This is a genomic window from Williamsia sp. Y721 (assembly GCF_059683565.1).
Map to the genome: position 1 here is coordinate 150,490 of NZ_JCASNH010000001.1, position 13,632 is coordinate 164,121.

The 13,632-nt window shown below is 64.6% G+C and carries 15 protein-coding genes; 14 read left to right on the plus strand and 1 reads right to left on the minus strand.

Annotated features, from left to right (window positions below; translation table 11 throughout):
- The first annotated feature begins 16 nt into the window (after positions 1 to 16).
- From folP to AC56PL_RS00725, 12 genes are all read left to right on the plus strand, one after another.
- Complete coding sequence (gene folP, locus AC56PL_RS00670; protein ID WP_497152744.1) at positions 17 to 901, plus strand: dihydropteroate synthase; 885 nt, start codon at positions 17 to 19, stop codon at positions 899 to 901.
- The gene (gene folB / locus AC56PL_RS00675; RefSeq protein ID WP_482135886.1) at positions 894 to 1,268 is read left to right on the plus strand and encodes a dihydroneopterin aldolase; all 375 of its coding nucleotides are present in this window, start codon (positions 894 to 896) and stop codon (positions 1,266 to 1,268) included. Before folP ends, folB begins: the two co-directional genes overlap by 8 nt.
- 13 nt (positions 1,269 to 1,281) lie before the next feature.
- Positions 1,282 to 1,827, plus strand: coding sequence for a 2-amino-4-hydroxy-6-hydroxymethyldihydropteridine diphosphokinase (folK, locus tag AC56PL_RS00680; protein ID WP_497152745.1), 546 nt, complete (start codon positions 1,282 to 1,284; stop codon positions 1,825 to 1,827).
- The gene (locus AC56PL_RS00685; protein ID WP_495514520.1) at positions 1,824 to 2,333 is read left to right on the plus strand and encodes a DUF3180 family protein; all 510 of its coding nucleotides are present in this window, start codon (positions 1,824 to 1,826) and stop codon (positions 2,331 to 2,333) included. Before folK ends, AC56PL_RS00685 begins: the two co-directional genes overlap by 4 nt.
- Positions 2,334 to 2,422: 89 nt before the next feature.
- Positions 2,423 to 3,481, plus strand: coding sequence for a DUF6779 domain-containing protein (locus AC56PL_RS00690; RefSeq protein ID WP_495514521.1), 1,059 nt, complete (start codon positions 2,423 to 2,425; stop codon positions 3,479 to 3,481).
- A 221-nt stretch (positions 3,482 to 3,702) separates the two neighbouring features.
- The gene (locus tag AC56PL_RS00695; protein ID WP_495514522.1) at positions 3,703 to 4,593 is read left to right on the plus strand and encodes a DUF2520 domain-containing protein; all 891 of its coding nucleotides are present in this window, start codon (positions 3,703 to 3,705) and stop codon (positions 4,591 to 4,593) included.
- Entirely contained in the window at positions 4,593 to 5,510 is a 918-nt protein-coding gene (gene panC / locus AC56PL_RS00700; protein WP_495514523.1) for a pantoate--beta-alanine ligase, read from the plus strand. Before AC56PL_RS00695 ends, panC begins: the two co-directional genes overlap by 1 nt.
- Positions 5,507 to 5,947 (plus strand): aspartate 1-decarboxylase, encoded by a 441-nt coding sequence (gene panD / locus AC56PL_RS00705; protein ID WP_495514524.1) that lies wholly within the window; start codon positions 5,507 to 5,509, stop codon positions 5,945 to 5,947. Before panC ends, panD begins: the two co-directional genes overlap by 4 nt.
- Positions 5,948 to 5,949: 2 nt before the next feature.
- Positions 5,950 to 6,765, plus strand: coding sequence for a type III pantothenate kinase (locus AC56PL_RS00710; RefSeq protein ID WP_497152746.1), 816 nt, complete (start codon positions 5,950 to 5,952; stop codon positions 6,763 to 6,765).
- Between the two features lie 181 nt (positions 6,766 to 6,946).
- Positions 6,947 to 7,384, plus strand: a complete 438-nt coding sequence (locus AC56PL_RS00715) for a hypothetical protein (RefSeq protein WP_495514526.1) — start codon at positions 6,947 to 6,949, stop codon at positions 7,382 to 7,384.
- A 133-nt stretch (positions 7,385 to 7,517) separates the two neighbouring features.
- A complete protein-coding gene (lysS, locus tag AC56PL_RS00720; RefSeq protein WP_495514527.1) occupies positions 7,518 to 9,053 on the plus strand; it encodes a lysine--tRNA ligase in 1,536 nt (511 codons plus the stop codon).
- A 152-nt stretch (positions 9,054 to 9,205) separates the two neighbouring features.
- Entirely contained in the window at positions 9,206 to 9,544 is a 339-nt protein-coding gene (locus tag AC56PL_RS00725; RefSeq protein WP_495514528.1) for an Lsr2 dimerization domain-containing protein, read from the plus strand.
- Between the two features lie 265 nt (positions 9,545 to 9,809).
- On the opposite strand, the gene AC56PL_RS00730 is transcribed toward AC56PL_RS00725, so the two are convergent.
- Positions 9,810 to 11,411 carry a FadD3 family acyl-CoA ligase gene (locus AC56PL_RS00730; RefSeq protein ID WP_495514529.1) on the minus strand — a complete coding sequence of 534 codons (1,602 nt, stop codon included), beginning with the start codon at positions 11,409 to 11,411 and terminating at the stop codon, positions 9,810 to 9,812.
- A 131-nt stretch (positions 11,412 to 11,542) separates the two neighbouring features.
- Here AC56PL_RS00730 and AC56PL_RS00735 point away from each other — a divergent pair, with 131 nt between their 5' ends.
- Together AC56PL_RS00735 and AC56PL_RS00740 are read left to right on the plus strand one after the other, a co-directional pair.
- On the plus strand, positions 11,543 to 12,796 hold the full coding sequence (locus AC56PL_RS00735; RefSeq protein ID WP_495514530.1) for an acyl-CoA dehydrogenase family protein: 1,254 nt from the start codon (positions 11,543 to 11,545) through the stop codon (positions 12,794 to 12,796).
- Positions 12,793 to 13,605 carry an SDR family oxidoreductase gene (locus tag AC56PL_RS00740; protein ID WP_495514531.1) on the plus strand — a complete coding sequence of 271 codons (813 nt, stop codon included), beginning with the start codon at positions 12,793 to 12,795 and terminating at the stop codon, positions 13,603 to 13,605. The genes AC56PL_RS00735 and AC56PL_RS00740 overlap by 4 nt, the downstream gene beginning before the upstream one ends.
- Positions 13,606 to 13,632 lie beyond the last annotated feature (27 nt).

A 13,632-nucleotide genomic window follows, 5' to 3' on the forward strand; every position in this document is an offset into this window, starting at 1 on the left:
GCAAGACAGTGCCGTCATGAAGGGTTCGGGCGCCGTGAACACGGTCATCATGGGCGTGGTCAATGTAACCGCTGATTCGTTCTCGGACGGCGGTCGGTACCTCGACGTCGACGCGGCCATCGAGCACGGTGTTGCTCTGGTGGCCGACGGCGCCGACATCATCGACGTCGGTGGCGAATCCACGCGACCGGGTGCCCAGCGGGTCGACTCCGATCTGGAGATCGCGCGCATCAGGCCGGTGATCGAAGGTCTGTCGGCGCGCGGAATCGTGACGTCGGTCGACACGATGCGGGCCCGGGTCGCGGAGGCCGCATTGTCGGCCGGGGTGGGCATCATCAACGATGTCTCCGGTGGTCGCGCCGATCCGGACATGGCCAAGGTCGTCGCGGAATCGGGGTCTCCCTGGATCCTGATGCACTGGCGGCCGACCGACGCCGACTGGGCGCATTCGGGTAAAGCTGCCGGATATGGCGATGTGGTGGCCGAGGTCAGAAGCGAACTCCTCGAACAGGTCGACGCCGCCGTGAAGGCCGGTGTCGACCCCGGTGCCCTGATCCTCGATCCCGGATTGGGCTTTGCGAAGACGGGCGAACACAACTGGGCGTTGTTGCAGCGTCTACCCGAGTTGATGGAGTTGGGATTCCCGGTGCTCATCGGGGCGTCCCGCAAACGTTTCCTGGGGACCCTTCTTGCCGACGCCGACGGCAATCCGAGACCGCCTGCGGGGCGGGAAGTGGCCACGGCTGCACTCAGTGCGCTGGTTGCGGCCCACCGCGCGTGGGGCGTTCGGGTGCACGACGTGGCGTCGAGCCGCGATGCCATCGCTGTTGCGAAGGCATGGAACGCCGGTGGATCTCCGGCTGTGAACGACCAAGTTGATACGAAGGGGCGCAATGGCTGACCGAATCGAGTTGCGCGGGTTGAAGGTCCGGGGCAACCATGGCGTGTTCGACCATGAGCGCACCGACGGCCAGGACTTCATCGTCGATGTGATCCTGTGGGTCGACTCACGTGTCGCCGCGGCCACCGATGACCTTGCCGACACAGTCGACTACGGCGCACTGGCTCAGACCGCCCACGACATCATCGCGGGCACCCCGCGGAATCTGATCGAAACGGTGGCCGCCGAGATCGCCGACACTGTGATGCTCGAAACCGAGCAGGTGGCTGCGTGTGAGGTGACGCTTCACAAGCCGTCGGCGCCGATCCCGCTGACGTTCGACGATGTCGCGGTGGTCGCGAGGCGATCCCGTAAGGGCATGCAATGAGTGGGGCGACACCGTGAGCCGTGCGGTGCTCTCGATCGGCTCCAACATCGGGGATCGAATGGCACATCTGCAGTCGGTCTGCGATGGGCTCGCCGATGTGGTGGTGGCGACCTCCGCCGTTTACTCGACCGCGCCCTGGGGTGGCGTGCAGCAGGAGGACTTCCTCAATGCCGTTGTTGTGGTCGATGATCCGCACCGGGAGGCCGTCGATTGGCTGGCCGCCGGGCAGGAGCTCGAGCAACAGGCGCAGCGAATCCGCGAACAGCATTGGGGTCCAAGAACTCTGGATGTCGACGTCATCTCGGTGACCAGTGCGGGCCGCGAAGTCATCTCTGATGATCCGATCCTGACGCTGCCGCATCCAAGGGCGTCTTCGCGTGCGTTTGTCCTGATCCCGTGGCTGGACGTCGACCCGGCGGCCACTTTGTGGCATGACGGCGCAGCGACCCCGGTGGCCGAACTGCTTGCGGCACTACCGGACGACGAGCGATCCGGGGTGCACCGCACCGACCGGCAACTTGCTGTCGCCGGGCGCGACGGGGCGGATACGGGCCGATGAACCGGCGAAATCCGCGTCAGCAGTCCGATGACGGCAAGATGGGTCCGACCCGGTTCCGTGATCTGTCGGCCTTGGCCGCCGTTGTCGCCGTGGTGGTGTTCCTGCTGGTCCGCGTCAGTTATGGGTCGATGCCACCGCTTCCACTGCTCGCCGGCGTGGTGCTGTATCTGCTTGCTGCACTTGAGGTTGTGATCGCGTTTGTTGTCCGTTCGCGCGTCCGAGACCGTGAGGTCGGGGCGCACCACGGACAGTTACATCCGATCACCGCGGCCCGCGTTCTGGCACTGGCCAAGGCGTCGGCGATCCTCGGTGCGCTCGCGACGGGTGTGTGGGCGGGCACGCTCGTCTATCTCCTGACGCGACAAGGTGAGCTGACCGCAGCCCGCGAGGACCTGCCGAGCGCGATCGTCGGATTGATCGGTGGAGTCCTGCTCACGGTCGCGGCGTTGTGGCTCGAATACTGCTGCCGTGCGCCCGATGATCCGTCCGAGGACCTCCCTGCCTGATCGGCGGTGACAATCATCATGACCGTCTATAACAGGACTTGCCGGGTGAGATGGCGAATTCGTTCGCCGCAGCCCGGTATGTTTGCCCCATGACCACCTCCGCTGGCCGCTCGGCTGACGCCAGAAGGACTCGTCGTGGTCCGGGCCAATGGCTGCTCGGCGCTTTGCTGCTGCTCGCTCTCGGCTCGAGCGTGTTCATGATCATCACCTCGGAGATGAGCGTTGCCGGTTCGCTGGCCGTCATCACCGCCCTGTGGGCTGCCGTCATCGGCGCCATCCTGGTGACCAAATACCGCCGCGCCGCAGATTCCGCGGACGCGAAGGCCCGTGATCTGCGACTGGTCTACGAATTGCAGCTCGAGCGCGAGATCACCGCCCGCCGACAGTACGAACTCGGTGTCGAGACCCAGGTTCGCCGCGAGGTCAGCGCCGAATCCGGCTCCGAACTCGCCGCGCTCAAGACCGAGCTGCAGTCGCTTCGTGAGAGTTTGGAGCAGATCCTCGGCGAACTGCCGGAGGATCGCATCGCGTTGTTCCGCGAGAAGCTACCCGAGCTGGAGAACGGATCCAGTTGGCTCAACCGCCCGGACGCCGCATACGCCTCCGGGTTTGCCGAGTACCCGAGTGGACTCGTCGATGACGGCGCGGTTGCCGAACAGGACTTTGCGTCCACTGCGCCGCCTGCCGACGACTCCCCGCGTGCAGGTGACGTGACCGAGGTCTTTCCGGTGATCGCCGCCGAGGAGCCATTGCCCGCCGATCCCGAGCCTGCCACCTCCGAACCGGCCGAGGTCGAGGCCGAGGACGAGGAAGAGCTCGTCGCCGAGGTTGTCGAAGAATCGGCCGATGACAGCCCTGCCGCACCGGCCTCGGAGTCGGAGTCCGAACCCCGTGCCTCGGGCAGGCGTCGTCGTGCTGATGAGCCCGCCGAGGACGCTGCGGATCCCGAAGGTTTTGCCGACGACAACCCGACCGACGAATGGGAAGTCGCACCGCCCGAGGGTGGCATCCCCGAGGCTCTGCTGGCCGAGGGGGAAGATTCACCCGATCACTCAGGTGCTCATGAATCCGGCCGTTCGGTCTCGGAACTGCTCCAGGGCTTTGCGGGTTCTTCTCCCAGCTCAGGGCGCCGTCGCCGCCGCGACTGAGTCAGATCGCTTTCCGGGCGATCGGCCGCGCGCCGGCCGGTTCCGGCCCCGCGGCCGCCCTGCCTTTCGGTGAGGCCGATCACAGCGGTTGGCGGTTTCGACGCTGCGGGATCTATCCTCGCTGCGAGACGTCTGGTACCCGAATCCGACTCATCCGACCGTGATCTTTTCCTCCGGTTGGACGGGATCGGTGGGACTGGAACGAATGATGGAGGACATCGGTGACCTCGACCGGGATTACCAACTGGCCCGCGCCTGCCCGCCTATCGGTGGGCATCGTGTCGGCGGGCCGTGTGGGCACAACCATCGGTGAGGCGCTCGAACGCGCCGAGCACGTGGTCGGGGCGGTCTCAGCTTCTTCGCCGCAGTCGCGGCGTCGGGCCGCGGAACGACTTCCCGAATCGCAGATCCTTGCTCCCCGTGACGTCGCGGCACGGTGCGAACTGCTGATCTTGGCAGTACCCGACGATCAACTTCCGCTGCTCATCGCTGATTTCGCCGCGTCGGGTTCGGTTCGGCCGGGCACGATTGTCGCTCACACCGCCGGAGCCAGCGGCGTCCGCATTCTCGACCCCCTCACCGACGCCGGAGCGCTGCCGCTGGCCCTACATCCGGCGATGACCTTCATCGGTACCGGAGAGGACACCGACCGGCTGAACGACTGCTGTTTCGGGGTCACCGCCGCCGACGAGATAGGTCTGGCGATCGGACAGTCCCTGGTGCTGGAGATGGGTGGCGAGCCGGTCCACGTCCGCGAAACCGACCGGACGCTCTATCACGCGGCATTGGCGCACGGTGCAAATCATCTCGTGGCACTGGTCTGTGACGCCGCAGCCGCCCTCCGCAAGGTCCTCGACGGACAAGACGTGCGGCCGGAACGACTCCTCGGCCCGCTGCTGACCGCAGCCCTCGACAATGCCCTGCACATGGGTCCTGCGGCGCTGACCGGGCCGGTCAAGCGCGGCGACACCGCTGCGGTGGCCCGCCATCTCGACGCGCTGACCGCAGCAGACCCCGCCATCGCCGACGGATACCGGGCGATGGCCCGCCGCGCCGCCGCGTACACCGATCCACCCCCTGATCTGATCGAGCTCCTCGGAGGTGAGCACTGATGCCGGGTACTGACCTGACGTCTGAAAAGCCATATACGGCAGGTAAATTGACCGTCCACCGCGATCCGGCGATGCTGAACAAGATCAGCCGGGCCTTGCGGTCGACCGGTAAACGGGTGGTACTGGTTCCGACGATGGGCGCGCTGCATGCCGGTCACCTCGAGCTGATCCGGGCGGCCAAGGCCAAGGGTGATGCCGTGGTCATCACCTCGATCTTCGTGAACCCGCTGCAGTTCTCTGCCGACGAAGACCTCGACGCCTACCCTCGGACGTTCGATGCGGACTGTGATCTGTTGCGCGCGGCCGGGGTCGAGTTGGTCTTCGCACCGCGGGTCTCGGACATGTACCCGAACGGCCCTCGGACCACCGTGCATCCGGGTCCTCTTGGCGCCGAACTCGAAGGGGCCTCGCGGCCGACCCACTTTGCCGGGATGCTGACCGTGGTACTCAAGTTGCTCAACATCGCGGCACCGATGGAGGCGTACTTCGGTGAGAAGGACTACCAGCAGCTGACCTTGATCCGGCAGATGGTGCGCGACCTCGACCTCGATATCCGCATCGTCGGCGTGCCGACCGTGCGTGAATCCGACGGGCTCGCAATGTCTTCGCGTAACCGGTACCTCGATCCGGCGCAGCGTGAGCTGGCCACGACCCTTTCTGCGGCCCTGGTCGCAGGCGCCTATGCGGCAGCGGGTGGTGTGCAGGCAATTCTGGACACGGCCAGCGCGGTGCTCGCACTACATCCAGAGATCAAGGTCGATTACCTGGAAGTACGCGGACCGGGTTTGGAGTCGCCCCCGGACAAGGGTGACGGCAGGCTTTTGGTGGCGGCCCGGATCGGCAGCACTCGGCTGATCGACAACGTGGGTGTCGCGATAGGTACGGGATTCGTCGAAAGAGGAGAGAACACACCATGATTCGTACGATGATGACGTCAAAGATCCACCGCGCCACCGTGACGCAGGCCGATCTTCACTACGTCGGTTCGGTGACGGTCGATCAGGATCTGCTCGACGCCGCCGGTTTGCTCGAAGGCGAGAAGGTGTCGATCGTCGACATCACCAATGGTGCACGGCTCGAGACGTACACGATCGCGGGTGAGCGCGGTTCGGGTGTCCTGGGTATCAACGGTGCCGCAGCACATCTCGTGCATCCCGGTGACCTGGTCATCCTGATCGCCTACGGCGGCCTCGACGAACGCGAGCTGCTCGAGTACAGCCCGCGCGTGGTGTTCGTGGACGGGCAGAACAAGATCCTCGAACTCGGTGCCGACCCGGCACATGCCCCGGAGGGTAGCGGCCTCCTGGATCCGCGCGAATTGTCTTCCACCCCGTTGTCTTCCGCTACAGCCTGATCATGCTGCTCGCCCTGGACGTCGGTAACACCAACATCCACCTGGGTGTCTATTCCGGGCGCGGTGACCACGCCCGTCTGGTCCGGGACTGGCGGATGCGGACCGAACCGCGGATGACCGCGGACGAACTGGCACTGAATCTCCGGGGGCTCCTTGGCGCCGACGTCGACCAGGTCACGTCGGTGGTGGGCCTGTCCACGGTGCCTTCCCTGCTGCGCGAAATGCGCGTGATGGTCGGGAAGTATTACGGCGCCGGACCCCACGTTCTCCTCGAACCCGGCGTGCGGACCGGGGTTCCGCTGTTGGTCGACAACCCGAAAGAGGTCGGCACCGACCGTGTCGCCAACGCGCTCGCGGCGTACACGGCCTATGGACGGGCCTGCATCGTCGTCGATTTCGGGACGACAACCCTGGTCGACGTGGTCTCGGCGAAGGGCGAGTTCCTCGGCGGCGCCATCGCCCCGGGCATCGACCTGGCAGTGGAAGCGCTGGCCACCGCGACGGTGTCGTTGCGCAAGGTGGAGTTGTTGCCGCCGCGCAGTGTGGTCGGCAAGAACACCATCGAGGCATTGCAGTCGGGCATCCTCTACGGATTCGCGGGACAGGTCGATGGACTGGTGAACCGGGTGCGGCGGGAGATCCGCGGATTCGGCCCCGCCGATGATGTGGCGGTGGTCGCCACGGGGTATCTCGCACCGCTGGTGTTCGACGAGTGCGAGACGTTGCAGCACCACGAACCGACGCTGACGCTGGACGGTCTGCGGCTGGTCTATGAGCGGCAGCGTGAAAGTCGCAGCAAGTTACGGTCAGATCGTTGATCTCTCGCAGGCCGCAGTCCTGTGATCGTCCCCACTGGTGCGAGCCGAATCGATGTGGCAGAATCTCGACCGTGATGATCCGGAGCTGTCAGGAGTGTTGTCGGGGCTAATTGCCTCTCGATGACCCCTGTACGTCCGATCCCGGCGATCTCCTCGCCGATCATTCACGAAAGTTCCCATCATGTCAGTGCTCACGGCACCCCTGTCTTCTTCCGCTGCTCCCGTGTCCGCTCCGGCGGCGGCGCCTCTGTCCATCTCGGCTGACCAGTTCGGACCTGCCTTGCAGGACGGTGCGATCGCCGTCGACATCCGCAGCCAGCGTGTCCGCGATACCGACGGAATCCTCTTGGGGGCGTTGGCTGTTCCCGCCGAGAACGTCCTCGACCGGTTGACCCCTGGTTCGTCCGGCTCTTTGTCGAGCGCCAGCACTGCGCAGCGCTGGGTCTTGGTCGGCGCGGACGGCCACGACGCGGAGATGCTGACCTGGCACCTGCAGGCGCGGGGCATCACCGGTGCCCGTTTTGTCGTGGGTGGTCAGCGGGCATTGGCCCGAGGCGTCACACCCGGTCTGCTCGGCGAGCACACCCGGCGCGAGCTGGATGCCTACTCGGCGCACTGATCCTTTCGCTCCGGGCGGAGGCGGCCGTAGCCCGGAGCCGGGCCGGGGTTTGTGACTGTGGTTTGTGACTGTTTGTCTACGCTCGGCCTTGGCGAATGGATCGCGGAGCGCTCCGGCCGATAGGGTCGTTGGCGTGAACGAAGACCGTGGCCAGGGCCGCACCAACACAGATGCAGACACTGTCGAAGACCAGACGCCGGAACAGCTGCGTATCCGTCGCGAAAAGCGGGATCGGATGCTCACCGCAGGTACCGAGCCCTACCCGGTTTCGGTACCGCGAACACATTCACTGGCGCAGGTCCGGGCCAAATATCCCGACCTCGAGACCGACACCGCCACGGGCGACCAGGTTGGTGTCGCCGGCCGGGTGATCTTCGTCCGCAACACCGGCAAGCTGTGTTTTGCGACGTTGCAGGAGGGTGACGGCACGCAGTTGCAGGCCATGATCAGCCTCAACGGTGTTGGGGAGGAGTCACTCGCGGCGTGGAAGGCCGACGTCGATCTCGGCGATTTTGTCTTTGTGCACGGTGAGGTGATCAGTTCCCGCCGAGGCGAGCTCAGTGTTCTCGCGGACAGCTGGCAGATGGCGTCGAAAGCGCTGCGGCCGCTTCCGGTGGCACACAAGGAGATGAACGAAGAGGCTCGGGTGCGTGCGCGTTACCTCGATCTCATCGTCCGGCCGGAGGCCCGCGCGATGGCCCGGACCCGGGTTGCGGTCATGCGAGAATTGCGTGCCGCACTCGAACGCCGCGGTTTCCTCGAGGTCGAGACACCGATGCTGCAGACATTGCACGGCGGCGCGGCGGCCCGCCCGTTCGTGACGCACTCCAATGCCATGGATATCGACCTCTACCTGCGCATCGCGCCGGAACTGTTCCTCAAGCGTGCGGTGGTCGGTGGGATCGAGAAGGTCTTCGAGATCAACCGCAACTTCCGCAACGAGGGTGCGGACTCCACCCATTCACCGGAGTTCGCGATGCTCGAGACGTATGAGGCGTACGGCACCTACGACGACTCGGCCACGATGATCCGGGAGATCATCCAGGAGGTCGCGCTCGGTGCGTTGGGCACTTTGCAGCCGTTGATGGCCGATGGAACGGTCAATGACCTCAGTGGTGAGTGGACCTCGGTCGAGATGTATCCGTCGTTGTCGCAGGCCCTCGGTGAAGAGATCACGCCGGCCACCACGGTGGAACATCTGCTGGCGGTGTGCGCCCGGGTGGGGCTCGAGATCCCGCAGGGCAAGGGATATGGCCACGGGAAACTCGTCGAGGAACTGTGGGAACACCAGGTCGGGGACACGCTCTCGGGACCGGTTTTCGTCCGGGACTTCCCGGTCGAGACGTCGCCTTTGGTCCGGGAGCACCGGACGAAGCCCGGTGTCAGCGAGAAATGGGACCTCTATGTTCGTGGTTTCGAATTGGCAACCGGGTATTCAGAATTGATCGACCCGATCATTCAGCGGGAGCGGTTCGTCGACCAGGCCAGGCTTGCGCGGGCCGGCGACGACGAGGCAATGGTGCTCGACGAAGAGTTTCTTGCCGCGATGGAGCAGGGGATGCCCCCGACGACGGGTACCGGAATGGGGATTGATCGACTTCTCATGGCGCTTACCGGTCTTGGGATTAGGGAAACGATCCTCTTTCCACTCGTGAAGCCGCAGCATTGATAATTTTCTAAACTCGTTAGTGTGTTATTCGCGCGAACAAGATATTCGCGCTATGCTGTCGGCCAATAGACGGCCGACATGAATATGCTCGTTCCGAGTTGTGTTCAGTGAAACCGTCTTGTATGTCGGGGAGCCATCAAGAATGGAGTGTTATGGCTAAGAAGGTTACGGTCACGCTGGTCGACGATGTTGACGACAGCAAAATTGCGGACGAGACCGTCGAGTTCGGTGTAGACGGTGTCACTTATGAGATTGATCTGTCGACGAAGAATGCAGACAAGCTGCGTGACGACGTCGCACGGTGGGCAGAACATGCACGTCGGGTCGGTGGACGTAAGCGTCCGAAGGGCCTGAGCGTCGCAGGCAAGGCCCCGGTCGACCGTGAGCAGACTGCGGCGATCCGCGACTGGGCGCGACGCAACGGGCACCCGGTATCGGCGCGTGGACGTATTGCGGCCGGTGTTGTCGATGCCTACAACGAGGCGCACTGACTCAATGAGTTGACTTCAGACACTGTCTGAAAAGGCGGGCGGTCCGAGTATTCGGACTGCCCGCCTTTTTCTTTCGCAAGTGTCGGTGGAGAATTGCTAAAACTCGCTCCACAGTAAACACTCAGAAAAGAAATGATCGTCGCGATCACTTTTGCACTTTAGTTTCTTTTTTCTGAGCGTCAGCGACATTTAATCGACGTGTCGAGATTGTGCGCTTGAAGCAAACGTTTGAGGGCCTGGAATAGTTCGCAAAGCGCACGGATCTTTAGCCGAGTTCGCGCTTCAAGATCTTCCCCGCCGCATTACGAGGGAACTGTTCGACGAACACCACAGAACGCGGGATCTTGAAGTTCGCCAGTTTCTCTCGGGCGTTTGCCAATATCAAGGATTCGTCCACCGATGCACCCGGGGCGACCGACACATATGCGCGCCCGACCTCGCCGAGACGTTCGTCCGGTACACCGATCACCGCAGCCTCGGTCACGCCGTCGATCCGGGACAACACCTGCTCGACCTCGGCGGGATAGACGTTGAACCCGCCGCAGATGTACATGTCCTTCGAGCGGCCCGTGATGGAGAGGTTGCCGCGGTCGTCGATCGTCCCGATGTCGCCGGTGTGGAGCCAGCCGTCGGAGTCGATCGCTTCTTTGGTGGACACGGGGTCCTCGAGGTATCCGGCCATCACCATCTTTCCTCTGGTCAGCACCTCGCCGCTGTCCGACAACCGGATTTCCATACCCCGGAACGGGCGTCCGCAGGTATTGGCAACGGTTTCGTCGTCGTCGTCCGGCGTGCAGGTGGTGACAAAACCGCCGGCCTCGGTGAGGCCGTAGGCCGTGATGACGGTGTCGATGCCCAGATCGCGCTGCATGCGTTCGACCAGGACCACCGGGACGATGGCCGCCCCGGTGACGGCCAGGCGAAGTGAGGAGAGGTCGAACTCGCCGCGGCGAGGAGCGTCGAGAAGTGTCTGAAAGATGGTCGGCGCTCCGGGGAAGACCGTCGCGCGGCGGTCCTGGACCAATTGCATGGCGGCGTCGGTCGAGTACACCGCCAGCGGCAACATGGTTGTCCCGTTGAGCAGGCAGGCCAGGATGCCGGCCTTGTATCCGAAGGTGTGGAAGTAGGGGTTCGCCATGACGTAGCGGTCGTCGGGGCTCAGACCCCCGTTGTCGGCCCAGGCCCCGGATCCGGCGATGGTCTGCTGATGCTCCGCCAGGACGCCTTTGGAGCGCCCCGTGGTGCCGGAGGTGAACAGGATGTCGGAGTAGTCGGTGGGGGCCAGCGCGGCGGCCCTGCGGTCGGCCTCACTGTGGTCATGGGTCGCGGCCGCCTCGAGGAAGTCGTCCCAGTCGATACCGATGGCCGCGCGTTCGTCGTCGGGCTGCAGGCGGATGCGCACGGTGGCGACGAGGTCGGTGGCTGCCGCAAGGTCGCCCCCGGCCTCGGCTGTGAGTTCGCCGAGTCGATCGGACCCCAGGAACGCGCCCGCGATCACCAGGGCCCGCGCGTGGGTGCGCTGGATGATCTCCAGGGCCTCGGTGGCGGTGTACCGGGTGTTCAGTGGCACCAGCGTGGCGCCGGCGTAATGGATGCCAAGGGCGGCGATGGGCCAGTGATAGCTGTTGGGCGCCCAGATCGCCACGCGGTCGCCGGGGGCGATGCCCGCTTCGGCGAGGGCGGTGGCGAAGGTGCGCGCCGACGCCAGTAGTTCCGACCAGGTGAGTGACACCGTCTGGCCCCACTGATCGTCGATGATGGCGGTCTGGTCGGGCCAGAGCCTCGCAGCTCGGATCAATGCCTGCGGCGTAGTTGTCACTTCTTCGGACTCCACGCTTGCTGCTGACTGCTGCGATCCCACAGACATAATTCCTCCCGGTGCTCTCACCTGCTCAAAAGGCTAATACCTGTGCCGGAGGCAACAGGCTTCGTCGCAAAAACCTAGCACTTGCTTGGGTGATAAACCGAGCAAGTGCTTGGTCGGCTAGGCTGAATCGCATGACGGCGATCAAGCTCGCTGACCGAGGCGTGGACCTGGGACGATGGGACGGATCGGCGGCCGAATTCTCGGGCGCTGTGCGATCCTGGCTCGATGAACACCTGTTGGGTGAGTTCGAGCATCTGAAGTCCCGTGGTGGGCCCGGCAGTGAACACGAGTTTTTTGGACCCCGACTGGCCTGGGACCGGCTGCTGGCGCAGGCGGGGTGGACCTGCCTCGGCTGGCCAACCGAGTTCGGTGGCCGTGGGGCCACCATCGAACAGCGGATCCTCTTCCATCAGGAATACGCGCGCTCCGGCGCACCGGCACGGGTGAGTCACGTCGGTGAGGAACTCCTCGGGCCCACGCTGATCGCGTTCGGGACCCAGGAGCAGAAAGAACGGTTCCTGCCGCCGATCACCACGGTCGACGAGCTGTGGGCGCAGGGCTATTCCGAACCCGGCGCCGGTTCCGACCTGGCCAACATCTCGACGACGGCCCGTCTGGAGAACGGCAAGTGGGTGATCAACGGACAGAAGATCTGGACCTCGCTCGCGCATGTCGCGCAGTGGGCGTTCGTCCTGTGCCGCAGTGAACCCGGTTCGACACGGCACAGCGGACTGAGCTTCCTGCTCGTCCCACTCGACCAGCCCGGTGTGACGGTGCGTCCCATCCAGCAACTCACCGGCACCTCCGAGTTCAATGAGGTCTTCTTCGACAACGCCACCACCGAGGCGAGTCTTGTGGTGGGAGCGCCGGGCGACGGTTGGAAGGTCGCGATGGGGCTGCTGCAGTTCGAACGTGGTGTGTCCACGCTCGGCCAGCAGGTCGGATTCTCCCGCGAACTGACCGAGATCGTGGAGATGGCCAAGGCAAATGGGGCGGCCGAGGATCCGGTCATCCGCGAGCGGATCGCCCGTGCCTGGCTTGAACTCCGCGTGATGCGGGCCCATGTGCAACGCACGCTGGCCGCGGTCGACACCGGCGGGTCCGGCGGCGAGGCCTCGGTGGCAAAACTGTTGTGGGCCAACTGGCATCGTGATCTCGGTGAGCTCGCGGTTGCGGTCCAGGGACCGTCCTCGCTGATCGCTCCGGACGCGACGAGTGAGGGCGCGCCGAACAACATCTTCGATCCCGGGAACGTCGAGCTCGACGTATGGCAGCGTCTGTACCTGTTCACCAGGTCGGACACCATCTATGGCGGATCAAATGAAGTGCAGCGCAACATCATTGCCGAGCGCGTGCTCGGACTACCTCGAGAGGCACGATCGTGACAGTTGAACATCGCCCCAGCCCGCTGGCGACGGCCCCGGAAGAGATTCCCGGCCACGGACTCCTGGCCGGACGAAAGGTGGTCGTCACCGCGGCTGCCGGAACCGGCATCGGATTCTCCACCGCGCGGCGTGCGCTCCTCGAAGGTGCCGACGTGGTGGTCAGCGATTGGCACGAACGGCGACTGACGGAGACCGCGGACAAGCTGCGCGCCGAGTTCGGTGAGCAGACCGTGGCGCAGGTCGTGTGCAACGTCCAGGAGACCTCGCAGGTCAACGCTCTGATCGAAACCGCCGCAAGTGAATTGGGCCGGATCGACATCCTGGTCAACAATGCAGGCCTCGGCGGTGAGACCCCCGTGGTCGACATGAACGACGACGAGTGGGATCGCGTCATCGACATCACGCTGAACGGCACCTTCCGGGCGACCCGCGCAGCATTGCGCTACTTCCGTGACGCACCGCACGGGGGCGTCATCGTCAACAATGCGTCGGTCCTGGGCTGGCGAGCCCAGCACAGCCAATCCCATTACGCGGCAGCCAAAGCCGGCGTGATGGCACTGACCCGCTGCGCTGCGATCGAAGCCGCGGAATACGGCGTGCGGATCAACGCGGTGGCACCGTCCATCGCTCGACATCCGTTCCTGGCGAAGGTGACCAGCGAAGAACTGCTCACCGACCTGGCCTCCCGCGAGGCATACGGGCGCGCCGCGGAGGTCTGGGAAATCGCCGCCACCATCGCCATGCTCGCCAGCGACTACACCACCTACCTCACCGGTGAGGTCGTCTCCATCTCGAGCCAGCGCGCCTGATCTTGCTGTCCCAACGTCGAATATAGA

Excerpts from the sequence above, each read along its gene's own strand:
- folP (WP_497152744.1), top strand. The coding sequence starts at position 17 with ATGAAGGGTTCGGGCGCCGTGAACACGGTCATCATGGGCGTGGTCAAT.
- folB (WP_482135886.1), top strand. The coding sequence starts at position 894 with ATGGCTGACCGAATCGAGTTGCGCGGGTTGAAGGTCCGGGGCAACCAT.
- AC56PL_RS00685 (WP_495514520.1), top strand. The coding sequence starts at position 1,824 with ATGAACCGGCGAAATCCGCGTCAGCAGTCCGATGACGGCAAGATGGGT.
- AC56PL_RS00690 (WP_495514521.1), top strand. The coding sequence starts at position 2,423 with ATGACCACCTCCGCTGGCCGCTCGGCTGACGCCAGAAGGACTCGTCGT.
- panC (WP_495514523.1), top strand. The coding sequence starts at position 4,593 with ATGCCGGGTACTGACCTGACGTCTGAAAAGCCATATACGGCAGGTAAA.
- panD (WP_495514524.1), top strand. The coding sequence starts at position 5,507 with ATGATTCGTACGATGATGACGTCAAAGATCCACCGCGCCACCGTGACG.
- AC56PL_RS00710 (WP_497152746.1), top strand. The coding sequence starts at position 5,950 with ATGCTGCTCGCCCTGGACGTCGGTAACACCAACATCCACCTGGGTGTC.
- AC56PL_RS00715 (WP_495514526.1), top strand. The coding sequence starts at position 6,947 with ATGTCAGTGCTCACGGCACCCCTGTCTTCTTCCGCTGCTCCCGTGTCC.
- AC56PL_RS00725 (WP_495514528.1), top strand. The coding sequence starts at position 9,206 with ATGGCTAAGAAGGTTACGGTCACGCTGGTCGACGATGTTGACGACAGC.
- AC56PL_RS00730 (WP_495514529.1), bottom strand. The coding sequence starts at position 11,411 with ATGTCTGTGGGATCGCAGCAGTCAGCAGCAAGCGTGGAGTCCGAAGAA.
- AC56PL_RS00735 (WP_495514530.1), top strand. The coding sequence starts at position 11,543 with ATGACGGCGATCAAGCTCGCTGACCGAGGCGTGGACCTGGGACGATGG.